General features: G+C 67.3%; 15 protein-coding genes. 8 read left to right on the top strand and 7 right to left on the bottom strand.

Going from position 1 to position 16,721, the window contains the following annotated elements:
• Window position 1 precedes the first annotated feature (1 nt).
• From yihA to dapD, 4 genes are read left to right on the top strand one after another with little or no spacing between them, the layout of a single operon-like run.
• The gene (gene yihA, locus ACWCOP_RS11815) at window positions 2-658 is read left to right on the top strand and encodes a ribosome biogenesis GTP-binding protein YihA/YsxC (protein WP_478248489.1); all 657 of its coding nucleotides are present in this window, start codon (window positions 2-4) and stop codon (window positions 656-658) included.
• Window positions 658-1,641, top strand: coding sequence for a DUF1036 domain-containing protein (locus ACWCOP_RS11810; RefSeq protein ID WP_478248487.1), 984 nt, complete (start codon window positions 658-660; stop codon window positions 1,639-1,641). Before yihA ends, ACWCOP_RS11810 begins: the two co-directional genes overlap by 1 nt.
• A complete protein-coding gene (locus ACWCOP_RS11805) occupies window positions 1,638-2,339 on the top strand; it encodes a pyrimidine 5'-nucleotidase (RefSeq protein ID WP_478248486.1) in 702 nt (233 codons plus the stop codon). The genes ACWCOP_RS11810 and ACWCOP_RS11805 overlap by 4 nt, the downstream gene beginning before the upstream one ends.
• A gap of 5 nt (window positions 2,340-2,344) precedes the next feature.
• Complete coding sequence (dapD, locus tag ACWCOP_RS11800; protein WP_478248485.1) at window positions 2,345-3,178, top strand: 2,3,4,5-tetrahydropyridine-2,6-dicarboxylate N-succinyltransferase; 834 nt, start codon at window positions 2,345-2,347, stop codon at window positions 3,176-3,178.
• Between the two features lie 202 nt (window positions 3,179-3,380).
• Here the strand turns inward: dapD and ACWCOP_RS11795 are convergent, their stop codons facing one another.
• Together ACWCOP_RS11795 and ACWCOP_RS11790 are read right to left on the bottom strand one after the other, a co-directional pair.
• Window positions 3,381-4,334, bottom strand: a complete 954-nt coding sequence (locus ACWCOP_RS11795; protein ID WP_478248484.1) for a hypothetical protein — start codon at window positions 4,332-4,334, stop codon at window positions 3,381-3,383.
• Between the two features lie 39 nt (window positions 4,335-4,373).
• On the bottom strand, window positions 4,374-6,590 hold the full coding sequence (locus ACWCOP_RS11790; RefSeq protein ID WP_478248483.1) for a prolyl oligopeptidase family serine peptidase: 2,217 nt from the start codon (window positions 6,588-6,590) through the stop codon (window positions 4,374-4,376).
• Window positions 6,591-6,740: 150 nt separating this feature from the next.
• On the opposite strand from ACWCOP_RS11790, the gene pdeM reads away from it, so the two are divergent.
• The 4 genes from pdeM to ACWCOP_RS11770 all read left to right on the top strand — a co-directional run bounded on the left by pdeM (window position 6,741) and on the right by ACWCOP_RS11770 (window position 9,453).
• Window positions 6,741-7,445, top strand: coding sequence for a ligase-associated DNA damage response endonuclease PdeM (pdeM, locus tag ACWCOP_RS11785; RefSeq protein WP_478248482.1), 705 nt, complete (start codon window positions 6,741-6,743; stop codon window positions 7,443-7,445).
• A 104-nt stretch (window positions 7,446-7,549) separates the two neighbouring features.
• A complete protein-coding gene (locus ACWCOP_RS11780) occupies window positions 7,550-8,716 on the top strand; it encodes a saccharopine dehydrogenase family protein (protein WP_478248481.1) in 1,167 nt (388 codons plus the stop codon).
• Between the two features lie 78 nt (window positions 8,717-8,794).
• Complete coding sequence (locus tag ACWCOP_RS11775) at window positions 8,795-9,058, top strand: AbrB/MazE/SpoVT family DNA-binding domain-containing protein (RefSeq protein WP_478248480.1); 264 nt, start codon at window positions 8,795-8,797, stop codon at window positions 9,056-9,058.
• Window positions 9,055-9,453, top strand: coding sequence for a PIN domain-containing protein (locus ACWCOP_RS11770; protein ID WP_478248479.1), 399 nt, complete (start codon window positions 9,055-9,057; stop codon window positions 9,451-9,453). Before ACWCOP_RS11775 ends, ACWCOP_RS11770 begins: the two co-directional genes overlap by 4 nt.
• Here the strand turns inward: ACWCOP_RS11770 and ACWCOP_RS11765 are convergent.
• The 5 genes from ACWCOP_RS11765 to ACWCOP_RS11745 all read right to left on the bottom strand — a co-directional run bounded on the left by ACWCOP_RS11765 (window position 9,450) and on the right by ACWCOP_RS11745 (window position 16,702).
• Window positions 9,450-9,944, bottom strand: coding sequence for a DUF3429 domain-containing protein (locus ACWCOP_RS11765; protein WP_478248478.1), 495 nt, complete (start codon window positions 9,942-9,944; stop codon window positions 9,450-9,452). The two genes, ACWCOP_RS11770 and ACWCOP_RS11765, sit on opposite strands and share 4 nt — an antisense overlap.
• 15 nt (window positions 9,945-9,959) lie before the next feature.
• Window positions 9,960-10,823, bottom strand: coding sequence for a TIGR02186 family protein (locus ACWCOP_RS11760; protein ID WP_478248477.1), 864 nt, complete (start codon window positions 10,821-10,823; stop codon window positions 9,960-9,962).
• Window positions 10,820-11,746 (bottom strand): sulfite exporter TauE/SafE family protein, encoded by a 927-nt coding sequence (locus tag ACWCOP_RS11755; RefSeq protein WP_478248476.1) that lies wholly within the window; start codon window positions 11,744-11,746, stop codon window positions 10,820-10,822. The genes ACWCOP_RS11760 and ACWCOP_RS11755 overlap by 4 nt, the downstream gene beginning before the upstream one ends.
• Before the next feature lie 20 nt (window positions 11,747-11,766).
• On the bottom strand, window positions 11,767-14,868 hold the full coding sequence (locus tag ACWCOP_RS11750; RefSeq protein ID WP_478248475.1) for a peptidoglycan-binding protein: 3,102 nt from the start codon (window positions 14,866-14,868) through the stop codon (window positions 11,767-11,769).
• Between the two features lie 301 nt (window positions 14,869-15,169).
• Window positions 15,170-16,702 (bottom strand): hypothetical protein, encoded by a 1,533-nt coding sequence (locus ACWCOP_RS11745; protein ID WP_478248474.1) that lies wholly within the window; start codon window positions 16,700-16,702, stop codon window positions 15,170-15,172.
• Window positions 16,703-16,721: the final 19 nt, after the last annotated feature.

Here is a 16,721-nt window from a genome sequence, read left to right as displayed (position 1 = left end):
CATGACCGGGCCGTCCGACGGCGACGATCCTGAGCGTCAGGCCTGGCTTGAGGACGGCCGCAAGCTGTTCGCAGGCGATTGCGACTTCATGCTGGGGGTGGTGAGCCTATCCACCCTGCCTGAACCCACCGCGCCGGAAGTGGCGTTTGCGGGCCGCTCCAATGTGGGAAAGTCCTCGCTGATCAACGCCCTGACCGGGCGGCGCAATATCGCGCGCGCCTCCAACGAGCCGGGGCGCACGCGCGAGCTGAACTTCTTTGATCTCGGCGGGCGCCTCAGAATTGTCGACCTGCCAGGCTATGGTTTTGCAAAGGCGCCCAAGAAAGTGGTCGACCGCTGGACGGCGCTGACCAAGGATTATCTTAGAGGGCGGGTGAATTTGAAGCGGGTCATCCTGCTCATCGACTCCCGCCACGGCATCAAGCCCACCGACGAGGCGATCATGAAGGCGCTGGATGAAGCGGCCGTGGTCTATCAGATCGCGCTGACCAAGATCGACAAGCTGAAACCCGCCGAGGCCGAGGCCCGGCGCGTGGAGACTGAAGAGAAGATCCGCCGGCGCCCCGCAGCCTTTCCTGTCGTGGCGCTGACTAGTTCTTCCAAAGGCGAGGGCCTGGCCGAATTGCGCGCCGAGATCGCGGCGTTCGGACACAGCTGATGCGCGCGCTCGCGCTCCTGGCCGTCCTTGTCACCGGGCTGGCCTTCACCGCCCCGGCGCGCGGGGCCGAGGTGTGCAACGAAACCAGCTTCATGGTGGATGTGGCCAAGGCCTGGCGCACGCCCTCCGGGCTCGCCGCCGAGGGCTGGGTGCGTCTCGCGCCGGGCGGATGCGGCGAGATCGGGCCGGGCCCGGAGACCGACCAATATCTCTATGCGCGCTCCACTCCGGCCTATCTGGGCGGGGTGCGCGAATGGCGCGGCGGGCTGGATGTCTGCGTCGACGTCACGGACTTCCAGATCGAGGGTGTCGCCGATTGCGACGCGCTGGGCCTTGAAACCCGACAGTTCCGCCAACTCTCAGAGACCGAGCGCAGCCGCGCCGTTCTGATAGAGCTTGCTGATTATCGCGACCGCGCCGAGGAGGCCGGCCTGCAACGCCTGCTGCAGTCGGCGGGCTATGATATCCGCGTCATCGACGGCTATGCCGGCCGGCGCACCCGCCGCCAGGTGGAGGTTTTCGAAACCGATACCGGCCGGTCTTTCGGCTCCGACCGGGCCGCGCTGATCACCGCCCTGCATGAACGCGCCCTCGCCCGCAATGAAATTGCGGGCCTGCAAATCTGTAACAACGCGGATCTGCCGATCGCTGCGGCGGTGTCGCGGGCTGAAGGCGACGCCTATATCACGCGCGGCTGGTGGCGCGTCGAGCCGGGCGCCTGCGCCAAGCCGCTCGCCGAACGCCTGACCGCTGGAGAGACGTTCGTGCACGCCCGGCTGATCACCGGCGCTGCCATGCGGCCTTTGTCCATGGCGCGGGAAGAATTCTGTGTGGCGCCGGCCCGATTCTCCACCGAGCTGCGCGAGGCGTGCGGCGACACCGGGTTCGAGACGGCCGGCTTCCGCCCTGCGCCGGACCCTCAAGACGGCGGCGCGACCCTGCGCCTGACCGAGCGCGATTTTGAAGAGGCGGCGCCGCGATGAAACCGGTCAAGCTCGACCATGTGGACACCTGGGTGTTCGATCTGGACAACACGCTCTACCCGGCCGACGCCGACATCATGGTCCAGGTGGACAAGCGCATGACGCAGTTTGTCATGAAGCTTCTGGATCTCGACCACGACGCCGCGCGCGCGGTCCAGAAAAAATACTGGCACAGCTACGGCGCTACGCTCACCGGGTTGATGGCCAACCACGATGTGGACATGGCTGAATTTCTCGACTTCGTGCATGATGTCGACCATGACGCCATCACGCCAGATCCGGTGCTCGCCGATCATGTGGCCGCGATCCAGGGCAAGCGCCTGGTTTTTACAAACGGCAGCCAAAAGCACGCCGAGAAGGTGATCGACCGGCTGGGTCTCAATGGCCTGTTTGACGACCTCTACGACATCAAGGCCGGCGGCTATACGCCCAAGCCCGAACGCGAGAGCTTTGAACGGTTCACCAGTAAGTTCGGCTTTGATCCCAAGGGCGCGGTGATGTTTGAAGACAGTGCGCGCAATCTCGAAACCGCAGCAGCCATGGGCTACACCACCGTGCTCGTGCGCGCCGCGCGCGAGATCCCGGGCGGGGAGAGCGCCGGCCCGAACGCGGCGCCGCCCCATGTGCATTACACCGCCGACTGCCTGCGCACCTTCCTGGGTGACTGGCGGACTTCAGCGATTAAGAAGAACGGATAACACCCATGTCTTTCGACACCACGCTTCGCCCCATCATCGACGCCGCCTTTGAAATCCGCGACCAGATCGGCGCCGACACCGGCGGCGAGGTTCGCGACGCAGTGGAGGCGGTGCTGTCCGCGCTGGACAGCGGCGAGGCGCGCATCGCCTCGCGCGAGGGTAATGGCGACTGGGTGGTCCATGAATGGCTCAAGAAGGCGGTGCTGCTGTCCTTTCGCCTCAACCCCAACCGGCTGATGTCCGGCGGCGTGGACGGCGGGCCATGGTGGGACAAGGTCCCGTCTAAGTTTGACGGCTGGGGCGAGACCGAGTTCAAGGCGGCCGGCTTCCGCGCCGTGCCGCCCGCCGCCGTGCGCCGGGGCGCCTTTATCGCAAAGGGCGCGGTGCTGATGCCGTCCTTCGTCAATATCGGCGCCTATGTGGACGAGGGCACGATGGTGGACACCTGGGCCACGGTGGGCTCCTGCGCCCAGATCGGGAAGAACGTGCACATCTCCGGCGGCGCCGGGATCGGCGGCGTTCTGGAGCCGCTGCAGGCCAATCCGGTGATCATCGAGGACGGGTGCTTCATCGGCGCCCGCGCCGAGGTGGCCGAAGGCGTGATCGTGCGCGAGGGCGCGGTGCTGTCCATGGGCGTGTATCTGGGCGCTTCCACCAAGATCGTGAACCGGGAGACGGGCGAAGTGCTACGCGGCGAAGTGCCCAGCTATTCGGTGGTCGTGCCCGGCGCGCTGCCCGGCAAGGACGGCGGTCCCAGCCTCTACTGCGCCGTCATCGTCAAGCGTGTGGACGCCCAGACCCGGTCGAAAACCAGCATCAACGCGCTTTTGCGCGACTAAGGCGCGATCCGACCTGACTGTGTCAGGTCACGTGCTCTGTCTTTTTGATCTTGAGCGCAATTTGTCCGAACGCCGGGTCCCGGTTTCGGGTTGCGCTTCAGCGGGAAGGCTCCGCTGCAAGGGTGCTCCCTGCAGATGGGCGGGGGCCGGCGCGCAGGGCGGGTCACGCTCAATGGGCGAGTGTGCGGAGGCGGGGGCCGGGTCAGCTGGTCGCCGATGTCGTCGCCACCGTCGCCGCCGTGGTGGCGGCCACGATGGCGGCGGTCTGGGCGGCGATGATGGCGGCCAGCGCAGTCACGGCGCCAGCGGTCAGGTTCTGCCGGTCGCTGGTGTGCACAAGATAGGCGAGGCGCGCGCGGCCTTCGCCCGTGGCGGCGCAACGCCGGGGCAAGGTGTCGAGGATTTGCGAAATCACGCCGAGATCGGATTCCTCCAGCCCCTCGGCGGCCCAATCCATCAGCATCCCGCGGCTTACCCGGTGGCGCAGGGTGCGCTCATGCCTTCGCATTGCGTCCAGCGCCAGGAAGCGCTTCAGGACCGTGCGCGGCTCGGCCTCGTGAAGGGCGCAGGCCCGGGCGCCGGTGCGCTTGTGCCCCCTTGCGTTGCGGTCTTCCTTGAACACTGCTTCGGCCCGGTTTCGCACCTGAAAGACGCTGCGCGGATCGTCGCCGCGCACCGCATGGGCGGCGCAAAATGTGTCGGTCACCGAGGCGTCGCGCCGCCACCAGGGCGGGTTCAGCGCCTGCTTCAGCGCGAAGAAGCGGCGGACGGCTTCGGCGGGGTCGAGATCGCCGGCGGTGAGGACCAGGGCGGCGCGGGATCCGCCGGCGTGCAGGGCGCCTGTGCGGGAGGACTTGCGCACATCGCGAAGGCCGTCACGCAGCGCCGCGAACCGGTCCGCGGCGACGCCGTTGCGGATCTGGATCGCGGCATAGGCCCAGCGCAGGGAGCCTGTGGGCGCGGCGCTCCGGCCAAGCCGGTCCTTCAGGGCGTCATGGTGCGCGCGAGTGTCGGCCGCGAGCGTTTCGGGCGTCCCGTCAGCGGGCAAAAGGGCGCTTGCCGAGAACCAGCCGGCGGTGGAGTCCGGGCGCGGCCGGCCTTCCCGCAGGGCTTCATGCAGCGCCTGAAGACGCTCAAGCTTGCCGTTAAACGTCATGGGCGAGATCCGTCCGTTCAGACAGCTTTGGCGATATGTTTACCGCGAGTTCTCGTCTGCTTCCACAGAAAGCCCGGTGTGGTGGGCGATGAAGGCCCAGCGATCGGCGGCCTCGTTGATGAGTTTGGAGACCGGGGTGCCCGAGCCATGGCCGGCGCTGGTCTCGACGCGGATGAGGGTGGGTGCGTCGCCGGTCTCGGCCGCCTGAAGCGCAGCGGCGTATTTGAACGAATGGCCCGGCACCACCCGGTCATCGGTGTCGCCGGTGGTTATCAGTGTCGCCGGATAATCTTCGCCCTCGGGGATATTGTGATAAGGCGAGTAGGCGTGGAGCACGTCGAACAGCTCGGGATCCTGAGGGCTGCCGTAATCATCCACCCAGAAGCGCCCGGCGGTGAACTGATTAAAGCGCAGCATGTCCATCACGCCCACCGCCGGCAGGGCCGCTGCGAACAGGCCCGGCGCCTGATTGGCCACCGCACCGACCAGCAGACCGCCGTTTGAGCGGCCATGGATCGCCAGGTTGGCGGGGCTGGTCCAGCCCAGGTCAATCATGGCGCGCCCGGCGTTGATGAAGTCGTCGAACACGTTCTGCTTGTTGGCCAGCCGCCCTGCGTCGTGCCAGTCGCGGCCATAGGCCGAGCCGCCGCGAATATTTGCGATGGCGTAGACCCCGCCCATCTCCATCCACTGCAGGCGGCGCACGTCGAAATCGGGCCTCCGCGTGATGGCGAACCCGCCATAGCCGTAGATGAGGGTCGGCTGCTCGCCGTTCGGCTCCACACCGCGGTGGTGGGCGATAAACATCGGGATGCGCGCCCCTCCGGTGCTCTCATAAAACACCTGCTCAACCACATAGTCCGCCGGATCATAGGTCAGCTCCGGCGCGCGGAAGATCTCGCTCTCGCCGCTCTGGACGTCATAACGGTAGAGGGTCGGCGCCTGGGTGAGGCTTTCATAGGCGTAGAACGTCTCCGCGCGGTCCGGCGAGCCGGAAAAGCCCGACGCCACGCCAAGGCCGGGCAGCGCCACCGAGCGTACCAGATCACCGGCCTCGGTGTAGACATCCACCCTGCTGGCCACGTCCTTCATGCGCTCCACGATGATATGGCCGCCTACATGGTCGGCGCCGGTGATCACGTCGCCGGTCTCGGCAACCATATCGGTGAGGGTGGCGGGATCTGACAGGTTCACCGCGACGATGCGCCCGTTCGGCGCGCCCAGATCGGTGTGGAACAGAAAGGTCTCGCCCAAATTGCCCACATAGAGATGATTGTTCGCAAAGCCCTCAAAGATTGACACCGGCTCGGCGTCTGGCGTTTCCAGGTCAAGGATGGCGATTCCATTGCCGTCGGTCCCTGTGGAGGAGCGCACGATCAGATAGCGGCCGTCATCGCTGACGCTGCCGCGCCAGCCGGTTTCGGGGTTTTGTGGATCGGCGATGATCTCGCGGTCTGTGCTCTGCCCGGTTCCGATCTCATGAAAATAGATCGCCTGGTTGAGATTGAGCGCGGTGAACGCCTCGCCGTCCCCGGGCGCGGGATAACGCGAGTAGTAAAAGCCCGAGCCGTCCTTGGCCCAGGACAGGGGCGAAAACTTCACCCAGTCGATCTGCTCGGAGGAAACCTCGCCGGTGGCCACGTCCAGCACACGGATCGTGCGCCAGTCCGAGCCGCCTTCCTGAACGAAATAGGCCAGCTTTGATCCGTCCGGGCTCGCCTGATAGCCGGCGAGCGCCGTGGTTCCGTCGTCTGACCAGGTGTTGGGATCGATGAGGACGCGCGAATCGCCGTTCACCCCGTCCTGGACCAAAAGCACGCTTTGATCCTGCAGGCCGTCATTGCGGGTGAAGAAATAGCGGCCGCCCTGCACGCTTGGAAGGCCGAAGCGCTCGTAATTCCAGAGCTCGGCCAGGCGATTGGCGATGATCTCGCGGCCGGGCAGCTCTGCCAGATAGGCGTTGGTGACGGCGTTCTGCGCCATCACCCAGTCGGCGACCTCATCCGACACGCGCACATCGGTTTCTAGCCAGCGATAGGGGTCCGCCACCGCCACCTGGCCCTGCGCCGCGCTTTGATAGACGTCCACCTGATCCACCGTCCGGGTCGCAGGATAGTCCGGCGCGGCGATCTGGCCGGTCTCCCCGGTTTCCGGTGCGGCGGGCGATTCATCATCCACGGGCTGCGAGCATGCAGCGAGAATGGCGGCCGACATGATTGACGCGGCGAACGCTGCTGTGGAGCGGGCAAGGCGCATGGGCGGGTCTCCCAGGGGTTCATACTGCGCGTGCAACCTAGGCCGGGCAGGGTGAAAGGTGAACCCGCCTGCGCACGCGCGCGCGTCGGCCTGACGCATGGCGGCGCCGCGCCCTTGCCCGTTCACGCTTCGTGCGCCTAAGTGGGTGTCATGCTCCAGACCCTGCCGCACTGTCCCGACGCCGTGATGACTGTGAACGGCGCGCGCCTGGCCGCCGACATTTCCGGCGCAGCGCTGGCGCTTGAAACGGGCGCGCTGCTAGTGGCGGATCTGCATTTTGAAAAGGGCAGCGCCTTCGCGGCGAAGGGCCGCTTCCTGCCGCCCTATGACACGCGCGCGACCTTGAAGACCCTCGCCGATGCCATCACGCGCCTGAAACCGGCGCGCGTGGTGGCGCTGGGCGACAGCTTTCATGATCTGGGCGCGGACGGGCGCATACACGGAGATGACGCACGCATGCTGGCGGGGCTCGTGGCTTCTGTAGAGGACTGGCTGTGGATCGAGGGCAATCACGATCCGGAGCCGCCCGCCCGCTTTGGCGGCCGCACCGCCCATGAGGCGCGGCTTGGCCCGCTCACCCTGCGCCATGAACCCCAGGCCGGCGCGCAGGTTGGCGAGGTGGCCGGACACCTTCACCCGTGCGCGCGCGTCACGGTGCGTGGGCGGGCCATGCGCCGGCGCTGCTTCGCCACCGACGGGACGCGGCTGGTGATGCCGGCCTTCGGCGCGTTCACCGGCGGGCTCAATGTGTGCGACACCGCCTGGGCGCAAATTTTCGCCGATCGCCCCACCGCCTGGATGATCGGGCGCGAGCGGGTTTATCCGGTGGCCGGCGCCAAGCTGCGCGGCGACTGACGGCGCAGCTGAGGGAAAACCGGCCCGCCCCCCTTGCCATGGCGAGGCGAAGCGACGACCTTCCGCGTAGATTTGACCCAAGGGCAGAAAAAAGGACCACCACTATGAGCCGTCGCGAGTTCGAGATCGTCGTTTACGGAGCCACCGGTTTCACCGGGCGCCTGGTCGCAGAGTATCTCGCCTCCGCCCATCCTGGCGTGCGCTTTGCGATGGCCGGCCGGTCCGAAGACAAGCTGAAGGCCGTGCGCGACGAGATCAAGGCGCCGGCCGACACGCCGCTCATCGTGGCCGACAGCGATGATCCCGCCTCGCTTCTGGCGATGAGCGGACGGACTGAGGCGGTGATCAGCACGGTGGGGCCGTACCAGCTTTATGGCGAACCGCTTCTGAGCGCCTGCGTGCAGAACGCCACCAATTATGTGGATCTGTGCGGCGAGCCCGCCTGGATGAAGGACATGATCGAAAAGTACGATGCGAAGGCGCGCGAGACCGGCGCGCGCATCGTTTTGTCTTGCGGTTTTGACTCAATCCCCTTCGATCTTGGCGTTTTGTTCCTGCAGGAAGAGGCGATCCGGCGCTCGGGCGCGCCGATCCAGCGCGTCAAGGGCCGGGTACGCTCCATGAAGGGCACCTTCTCCGGCGGCACCGCGGCGAGCTTTGCAGAAACCATGAAGCGCGCCGGGCGAGAGCCTGACATCATCAACTGGCTCAAGGATCCGTTTTCCCTGACGCCGGGCTTTGACGGGCCGAAACAGCCTTCGGGGTCCAAGCCGATCTATGAGGAGGACCTGAAATCCTGGTCCGCCCCCTTCATGATGGCCACCATCAACAGCAAGAACATACACCGCTCCAACTTCCTCATGGGTCATCGCTATGGCGAGGACTTCCAGTATGACGAGATGATGCTCACCGGTGACGGCGAGAAGGGCGAGAAGATCGCCAATCACGTGGCGGCCGACAAATCCATGTCGGAAAACCCGCCCAAGCCCGGTGAAGGCCCCTCCAAGGAGGAGCGCGAGACCGGCTATTACGAGATCATGTTCACTGGCGAGATGGTCAACGGCGAGCACCTCACCGCCAGCGTCGCCGGCGACCGGGATCCCGGCTATGGCTCCACCTCGAAAATGATCGCCGAAAGCGCCATCGCTCTGGCCCGCGACATCGCGATGGAGACCACGCCCGGCGGCGTGTGGACGCCGGCGCCGGCGCTGGGCAACGCCCTCATCGACCGCTTGAGCGCTCATGCGGGCCTTACGTTCAAGTACGAGTAACTCTGGCAAGTACGGGTAAATCTGGAAAAGTAAGGCGGTTCGCGGTAAGGTAAGGCGTTTCCAAGGAGCGCCTTACCTATGACCGCGCAGAAACCTGTCGACTCGACGATCTCGGAGAAGGGCCAGACCACGCTGCCCAAGGCGGTGCGGGAGGCCTTGAGCCTGCATGGCGGGGACCAGGTCAGGTATTTCATCCACGGCGGCGAAGTGCGCATGGCGCGCGTCTGCTCGGTCATGGACCTGGGCGGAATGCTCCACGACCCTGACCGCAAGCCCGTATCGATCGACGCGATGAACGAGGCGATCGCCGACGGCTGGGCGCGCGGCGAGTCCGACGATTGATCGCGCTGGACACCAACATCCTGGCTCGATTCATCGCGCGCGATGACGAGGCGCAATACGTGCTGGCCCATGATCTGATCGCGGGCTGTTCAAAGGCCCGAAAGGCTTTCATCTCGCGAGAGGTGATGATCGAGCTGACTTGGGTTCTGCGGCGCTCCTTGAAGCTTCCCCGAGAAGTGGTCGCGCAGGCCCTCAAGCGGGTGGCGCTCGCCGACATGTTCGAGATTGAGGACCGTCTCGACGTTCAGAGCGCCATCCTCGCCTACGAAACCGGAAAGCTCGATTTCGCCGACGCCATGATCGCCGCCGCCGCCGAGCGGTCCGGCGCCAGCGAACTTGTCACCTTCGACCGGCGCCTGGCGACGCTTTCGAATGTCCGCCTGCTTGAGGTCTAGAGACTGAAGGTGGGCGACCAGCGGATGAAGGCGGCCAGCGACAGGCTGATCACCGCGCCCAGCGTGCAATAGAGCCGCAGCGGCAGATACCAGCCGGGAAACAGCGCGTCTCGGATCGCAGAGCGATCCCAGAGAAACTGGATCACGAAGCCGGCGATCAGGACGCCCCAGCCGATCAGTTCGAAATTCACCGCTGAGCCGGGCCGGCTCCACACCTGGAGCGGCACTGCGATCCAGCCGGCCAGCGCGATGAGGATCGCCAGCACCAGGACCCCGGTGCGCGGCTGGTCGCCATGGATGACCAGTTCGCTCGCCCATCGCCCGCCGGCCATGAAGGCGAGGATCACCGCGGCGTAGACCGGCAGCGCGTTGGCCGCCTGCAGCGCGGCCTGACCGCCCAGCGCCAGTCCCAGCGCTCCGGCGATGAAGGGGAGGATCCCGGCGAAGCCGAGCAGGACCGGAGCGAGGGGGGCGTCGCTGAGTGATTTCATCGGTATCGGGCCTTTTTACTTCCTGCGGCCGAATGCGGCGGCGATCCATCCGGCCAGCACCGCCATGATCACCGCTAGGACGCCGTAGACAAGGGGGTGCTGGTGCGCAAGGTCATAGATGGCCCGCTCGGCGCCGGCCTTGACCACTTCCAGCGTATCCGACCAGCGCGCGATGGGCGCGCCGTCCCGGAAAAGATAGACCTCGGTGTCGTAAACGCCCGTGGGCGTCACCGGCGGCAGGAAGAGCCGGGCGGAGAACAGCCCGTTATCGATGATCTCCACCCCGCCCGGCGCCTCTGCGTAGAGATCCTGACGCGCCTTGTTGCGCACCACGGCTGCGCGGTAGTCGATGATGTCCGCGCCCAGATCGGAGACCCGCATGTCGGTGACCCCGAAACGGGTCTCGGTGCGCTCGGTCTCCGGCGCGGACAGGCGCAGATGCTCCATACCCATGGAGTTGCGGCGCAGAGCGGAGAAGGTGGCGAACTCGTCCAGCGGGCGGGTGGAGGCGATGGCGTAAAAGCTCGGGACCGCCTCAAACCTCACCGGTGCGGCGTTGACCCAGATACCAAGGACGCGCCGCTTGCGCATCACGCGCATGTCGCGCTGGGGACCGCGCACGATCATCACGATGTCGTCGCCGTCCTCAAGGCCGGCCGCGGCGCCGAAAAGTGTCAGCTCGGCGCCGGCGAAATTGGAGCGGATCTCCACCACGTCCTGAGTCAGGGCCGCGGAGATGCGCGCCACGCTCTGGCCGCCCTCCTGCGCCGGAACCGGCGCCTCGGCCTGAGCTCCGGCCATGGACGGCGCAGCGAGCGTAAGGCAGGCCGCCATAACGGCTGCAAACACTGAACGCCCGGCGAAGATGCGCGCGATCATGAGCCCTCCCGCGTATCCATGAGGACAAAGAGGTCCTGCGGCGTCGCACCGAGATCCCAGGCGAGCTTGCCGCACACCAGAAGCACGATCAGCGCCAGCGCGGCGCGCAATTCCTCGGCGCGCACCTTCGCGCCGACGCGGGCGCCGATCTGGGCGCCGATCACCCCGCCGACGATCAGAAGACCGGCCAGCATCACGTCCACGGTCTGGTTCTGCGCCGCCTGCAGAATGGTGGTGAGGGCCGTGACGAACAGGATCTGGAACAGGCTGGTGCCGATGACGACATTGGTGGGCATGCGCAGGATATAGATCATCGCCGGCACCATGACGAAGCCGCCGCCGACGCCCATGAGCGCAGCAAGCGCCCCCACCAGAAACCCGATGGCCAGCGGCGGGATCACGCTCATGTAAAGCCCGGACACCGGAAAGCGGGTTTTCAACGGCAGGGCATCGATGATCCCGCGCTTGCGGCGTTTCTTCTTCGGACGCGGGGTCTTGGAATAGCGCCGCCGGATCGCGCCGGCGCTCTCCACGAACATCAGGGCGCCGATGACGCCCAGAAAGCCCACATAGCAAAGCGAAATCACCAGATCGATCTGGCCCATGGCCTGCAGGATCGAGAACAGTTGAACGCCCGAAACCGAGCCGAATACCCCGCCGGCGATGAGCACCAGGCCCATCTTCACGTCGAGACTTCGCCGGCGCCAGTGGGCGAGCGCGCCGGAGACTGAGCTGGCGACGATCTGGTTGGCCTGGGTGGACACCGCCACCGCCGGCGGCACGCCCAGAAAGATCAGGATCGGCGTCATCAAAAATCCGCCGCCGACGCCGAACATGCCCGACAGAAATCCCACCCCAAGGCCGAGGCCCAGCAGGAGGTAGAGGTTCAGGCTGACTTCTGCGATCGGTAGGTAGATTTGCACGTCGATCGCCCTGGCTTGCGCTAGCTGGCGGCGGCGCGTTCCAACCGGGCGATCAGATCCGCAGTCAACGGCGCGCCGGGTTCGATCCCTGCGTCCCGCTGAAAGCGGACCAGCGCCCGGCGGGTCTGGTCACCCAGAACGCCGTCGGCCGGGCCGGGATCATAACCAAGTTCGCCCAACAAGGCTTGTGCGCGTGCAGCAAGATCGCTCGCACCAAGATCCCAGGGCTGGGCCGGATAGACGCCCTGGGCCGACGGATCGCTCTCGCGCGCGGTGAATCCGGCGGCGGCGGCCTGGGCCTGACGGCGCGCTTCGGGGGTGAGTTCGGGGCGCAGGGCCTGGGCGCGCGCGGCTGCGTCGGCGTCGCCGGCGTCAGCGGCGATGGTGAACCAGGCGTAGGCGTCGGCGGGGCTGACGGGGACACCGAAACCTTCCTGATAGAGCAGCGCCATGTTGAACTGGCTGTCGCGCACGCCGTGCAGCGCGCCCTGTTCGAACCAGCGCGCGGCGGTGGCCTGATTGTCGGGCGTGTCGCCTGCGTTGATGAACATGCCGCCTGCGTCATGCATCGCCTGAACGTTTCCGGCCTCGGCGGCCTGAACCATCCAGGCGCGCGAGGCCTCCCGGTCGACCGTCACGCCGTCGCCTGCCTGGAGCATCAGGGCATAGCGGCGCATGGCGGCGGGCACGCCTTGCTCGGCGGCGCGTGCCATCAGGCGGGCGGCGTCCTGAACGGCGCCGGCTTCAAGCTGCTGCACCGCCAGCTGATAGCGCGCCACCGGATCGCCGGCGCGCGCCGCTGCCTCCAGCGTCGCCGGCTCGACACGGATCAAGCCGGCTTCAGAAAAAGGGGCGTCCTGCTCCGCCGGCGCCGGTGGGCTGGTTCCGGCCTCCGGTTCGATGCCGGCGCTCAGCGCGCTTTCACCCGCCGCGGCTGCGCTCGCCGGTGACGCGGCGCGCAGGCTGTCCTGCGGCGCGGTTTCAGAGCCGTCTTCAGGAGCGGGCTCAGAGCCCGACGCTTCGCGCACAGCCGGCGATGCGCCCGTCTCTTCGGCGAACAGGCTGGAGAGCGCGTCGGCCGGATCGGCGGCGCGCCGGGTCTCGGGGCCAGGGCCGCTGAACGCCTCGAGGGCCAGCATGCCGGCCGCCGCCGCCACAGCCGCGAAGCCCAGCACGCCCGCGCCTATCAGCAGCATGCGGCCGCGCCCGACGCCGGGCTCGGCGTGCGGCTCGTCCCACTGCACCGCGCCGCGATTGGCGCGCACGGTTTTGCGGGCGTTTTCCAGAAAGTCCGCGTCCGCCGATGCGCCAAGGCGCGCGGGGCGGCGCTGCGGCTTGGGGTCTTCAACAGGCTCGGCCTTGGTTTCGAACGCCCAGTCCTCAGCTGCGGCGGCAGCGGCCTTGCGCCGGGGCGCCTGCGAGCGCGGCGCCTCCGCGTCCACCACAAAGGCGTCGCGCGCCGTGCCGGGGTCGGCGGCGGCCTCTTCAAAGGCGTCCATGGCCAGGCCGGGCGGCTGGGGCAGGGGCTGTGAATAGTCGGGCGCTTGTGACCGGCTGTGGCCATCGCCGTCCCCATCAACGCCGTCATCACCACCGCCGCCGCTTCGGCGTCTTTTCGGCGCATCAGGCGCGGCCTGGTCGTCGCCCGCCGGCGCGTGGCGGGACGTCTCGATCGCTTCAAGCCGTTCAGCGAGGGCGGTCATGGCGCGCTGCACCGGCGACAGGGCGTCGGCGGTTTCCCCGCGCGCCTGATCCAGGCGGGTGTGCACGCCCTTCATGGCGTCTTCTATGCGCTGGGCTGTGCGTTCTTCACTGGCCCGGATGCGCCCCTCCAGATCGGCCTCAGACGCGCCGCGCCGGGTTTCCAGCTTCTCCACCACTTCGGCCATGCGCTCGCCGGCGGCCTCGACGGCCTGGGCGCTGCGCTGTTCAGCCTGGTGCACGCGATCGGAAAGGCTTTCGCCGAGCTTTGCGACCTGCTCGCCGATCTTGCGAACCGCAGAGGCGTTTTCCTGGCGCACCCGGTCCAGGCGCGCCTCGATCTCGGAGCGGGTCTCGCGGGTGTCGCGCCGGGCTTCGGTCTCGGAGAACTTGCTTTCCAGCCGGCGCTCGGCCTCGGCGATGCGCCCGTCCACCGCGCGCGAGAGGCGCCCGACCTCTTCTGCGATGCGGGTGAGCGCGGCGCTCTGGCGGGTTTCAGCCTGGGACAGGCGCGATTCAGCCGCCGTGAGCGCGTGCTCAAGGCGTCCCGCATCGCCGCTCTTGCCCGAAATCGCCGCCACCTGGCGGGCGCAGTCGGCGCGGGTCTCGCGGATCAGGTCCGCCAGCTCGCGGCCCAGGCTGTCAAAGCGGCGCTGGATTTCATCGGAGTCCACCGCGTCGCCGGTCCGGGCCTCCAGCTCGCGCAGGCGTGCATCCAGGCGCTCCTGGCTGCCGGTGAGGGCTTCCGCGGCGCGATGGGTGGCGTTTTCCGCGGCGATGATGCGGCTCTGCAGATTGCGCGCGGCGTCCTGCAGCCCCGACAGCACCTCGCCGACGCGCGTGTCCTGATTGTCGGCTCTCGCGCGCAGATCCTCCCCGTCCTGGCGGGCGCGTCGTTCAGCCTCTTCCACGCGCTCGGTGAGGGTCTTCATGGCGCGGTCTGCCTGGCCCTGGCGGCGTTCGTCCTTGCGGGCGAGATTGTCGAGCTCGGTGCGAACGTCGCGCTCGGTCTCGTAGAGGCGCCCGGCCAGCTTGCCGATCGTGCCCTCCAGCGCCTTCACCGCCTGTGGATCGACGCCGCCCAGCGCAGGACCCTGGCGCTCCAGCTTGCGGATCCGTTCGATCAGCTCGTCATGCTGGGCGCGCAGCCGGGTGAGGGCGGTGGTGGCGGCGTCCTCGTCCGCCTCGGCGGCGTCCTCGATCGAATCAAGACGTCGCGACAGGGCGAGCACCGACTGGTCCACCCCGGTCAGGGCTAGCGTGGAGCGATGTTCAGCCGCTTCAAGGCGGTCGGTGAGCCGCCGCACGACATCGCGCAGGGCATCGTCATCGTCGCCGCCGCCCGACCCGAAGCCCGGATAGCTGTCGAGCTGGCCCTCCCAGTCGCCGGACGGAGCCATTTCGCCATCATCAAGGATCACGCGGTTGAGCCATTCGCCCAGAGTCATGCCTTGCCGGCGCGCGGCCGTCTTTGCGGTCGCGCGGGCGCGTGGATCGATCCCTTTTACACTCCAAGGCGCCCCGGACGGCATGCCGACTCACTCTCCAACGGTTTGGCCGAGGGTAGCGGAGTCGTTAATCTTGTGTAAACCAGACGATGTGGCCCTACATCTAGTATATCCACAAGGAATCAGACTCCGAGCGCTCCCATCATGCCTTTGCTCAATGATCAAGAGCCGGTGATGCGGTTAACGCCTCGTAAAACTGTCTAAACAGAAAGCTTTATTGCTGGTCCGATTCGAGCCCGATGTCGGCTTGCCCTGTCCAGTCAGGCGCAAGGGCGGCCAGGCGCTGCTCCAGAGCGTCGGCCTGGGTTAGCAGCGGCGTCGGATCGCGGCCCGGAAGCGCACGGCCAAGATCAAAGAAAACCCAGGCGGCGTGGGGCGCGCCGGCTTCCAGATAGCGTCGGGCCAGATGCCAGTAGGCGTCCGGCGCATAGGGGTCCAGCACGATGGCTTCCGACAAGAGCGCCGCCGGATCCAGATCGGGCCGGCTTTCAAGGCCTTCCCGGCCCCAGGCGACCAACTCGTTGGCCACAAGGATGCGCGCCGCGGCGCCGGCGGCGTCGTCGCGATCAATGAAGGCGGAGAGGCGCCCCACCGCGGTGGCGTGGTCGCCCTCGCGCACAGCGGCGGTTCCTTCCAGGACTCGTTCAAAGTCCGCATCGCCGATGCCGGCGGCGGTGAGCGCCCGCACTTCCTGGCAGGCGAGACGCCCGCTTCCAACCGCTTCGGCCGGGCAGGGGCCGAAATGGTGGTTTTCCTGTGTGGTGGTCAAAAACGCGCCGGCGAAATCGCCCTGACGGCGCAAATCGGCGGCGACCTCAAAGAACGAGACCGAATCGGGCGCGGCGTCCTCGGAGCCGGCGCGCACCGCGGCCATAGCCGCCTCGCCCGCCGCGCCGATCAGCGCCGCCTGCGGCGGGACGGCGTCCAGATCGCCGGGTAGCACCGGACCGCCGGACTCAAACTCTTCAAGCACCCACGCCTCGCGCCGTCCGTTCGGGCTTTCGGGGCTATAGACCAGAAAATCAAAGGCGCAGGGAAAGCGCTCTTCCTGGGCCAGGCGCGCCATGATGTCTGGATGCAGCGGCGCAACGTGGCGCACCAGGGTGCGCGCCGACGCCGCGGCGTCTCCAGTCAGGGGCGCGGTGTCGCAGGCGCTTGCGCCGCTTTCTCCCTCAGCGCCTTCGACCTCATCGACCGGGCCATAATCCGCCGAGAACACCTTCTCGCCCTTCAGGCTGGCTTCAAAGCCCGTCTCGGTTTCGGTAATGTCGAGCACGTCCGCATTGGCGGCCAGGCCCATGGCGGCCTCCAGCCAGGTCCGATCAAATTCGCCGGCGTCGCCAAATCGGATCATCTCCGCCTGCCCGCCCCGCGACAGGCCGGCATAGATATCCAGGCGCCGCCGCGCCTCGGCGTAGAGACTGGTGCTCTCCACCGCGTCGGTTCCGAAGGGAAAGGTGAGGCGGCGCCTGGCGGCCATATCCACCAGAATGTAGTCGCCTTCGGCGCCGCTGCGCCACGCCGCCCAGTCTTCGCCCAGGCGCGCCTCGATCCGCATCGCCAGCCCACCGCCCACGGCGTCCAGGGGCGTCTGCAAGATCTCGAACGCCACCGATTCGTAGGCGCCGAAAGGCGCCCCGCGCGCGTCCTCATACTCAGACGGCGCGGTGGCCGGGCTCTGGGCGAGAGCGGGAGCGGCGAGGACGCAAAGGGCGAAACTTGCGGCGAGGCGAGCGGAAAAGCGCATGAACGGCTCCGATTTGCTG

It is taken from the genome of Apolloniradiicaulis salifontis (assembly GCF_053756655.1).
This window is presented reverse-complemented; position numbering and strand designations above follow the sequence as displayed.

What these genes read in the sequence shown, in the direction of transcription:
- ACWCOP_RS11780 (WP_478248481.1), top strand. Translation starts at nt 7,550, where the DNA reads ATGAGCCGTCGCGAGTTCGAGATCGTCGTTTACGGAGCCACCGGTTTC.
- yihA (WP_478248489.1), top strand. Translation starts at nt 2, where the DNA reads ATGACCGGGCCGTCCGACGGCGACGATCCTGAGCGTCAGGCCTGGCTT.
- ACWCOP_RS11790 (WP_478248483.1), bottom strand. Translation starts at nt 6,590, where the DNA reads ATGCGCCTTGCCCGCTCCACAGCAGCGTTCGCCGCGTCAATCATGTCG.
- ACWCOP_RS11775 (WP_478248480.1), top strand. Translation starts at nt 8,795, where the DNA reads ATGACCGCGCAGAAACCTGTCGACTCGACGATCTCGGAGAAGGGCCAG.
- ACWCOP_RS11810 (WP_478248487.1), top strand. Translation starts at nt 658, where the DNA reads ATGCGCGCGCTCGCGCTCCTGGCCGTCCTTGTCACCGGGCTGGCCTTC.
- ACWCOP_RS11760 (WP_478248477.1), bottom strand. Translation starts at nt 10,823, where the DNA reads ATGATCGCGCGCATCTTCGCCGGGCGTTCAGTGTTTGCAGCCGTTATG.
- ACWCOP_RS11795 (WP_478248484.1), bottom strand. Translation starts at nt 4,334, where the DNA reads ATGACGTTTAACGGCAAGCTTGAGCGTCTTCAGGCGCTGCATGAAGCC.
- dapD (WP_478248485.1), top strand. Translation starts at nt 2,345, where the DNA reads ATGTCTTTCGACACCACGCTTCGCCCCATCATCGACGCCGCCTTTGAA.
- ACWCOP_RS11745 (WP_478248474.1), bottom strand. Translation starts at nt 16,702, where the DNA reads ATGCGCTTTTCCGCTCGCCTCGCCGCAAGTTTCGCCCTTTGCGTCCTC.
- pdeM (WP_478248482.1), top strand. Translation starts at nt 6,741, where the DNA reads ATGCTCCAGACCCTGCCGCACTGTCCCGACGCCGTGATGACTGTGAAC.
- ACWCOP_RS11805 (WP_478248486.1), top strand. Translation starts at nt 1,638, where the DNA reads ATGAAACCGGTCAAGCTCGACCATGTGGACACCTGGGTGTTCGATCTG.
- ACWCOP_RS11765 (WP_478248478.1), bottom strand. Translation starts at nt 9,944, where the DNA reads ATGAAATCACTCAGCGACGCCCCCCTCGCTCCGGTCCTGCTCGGCTTC.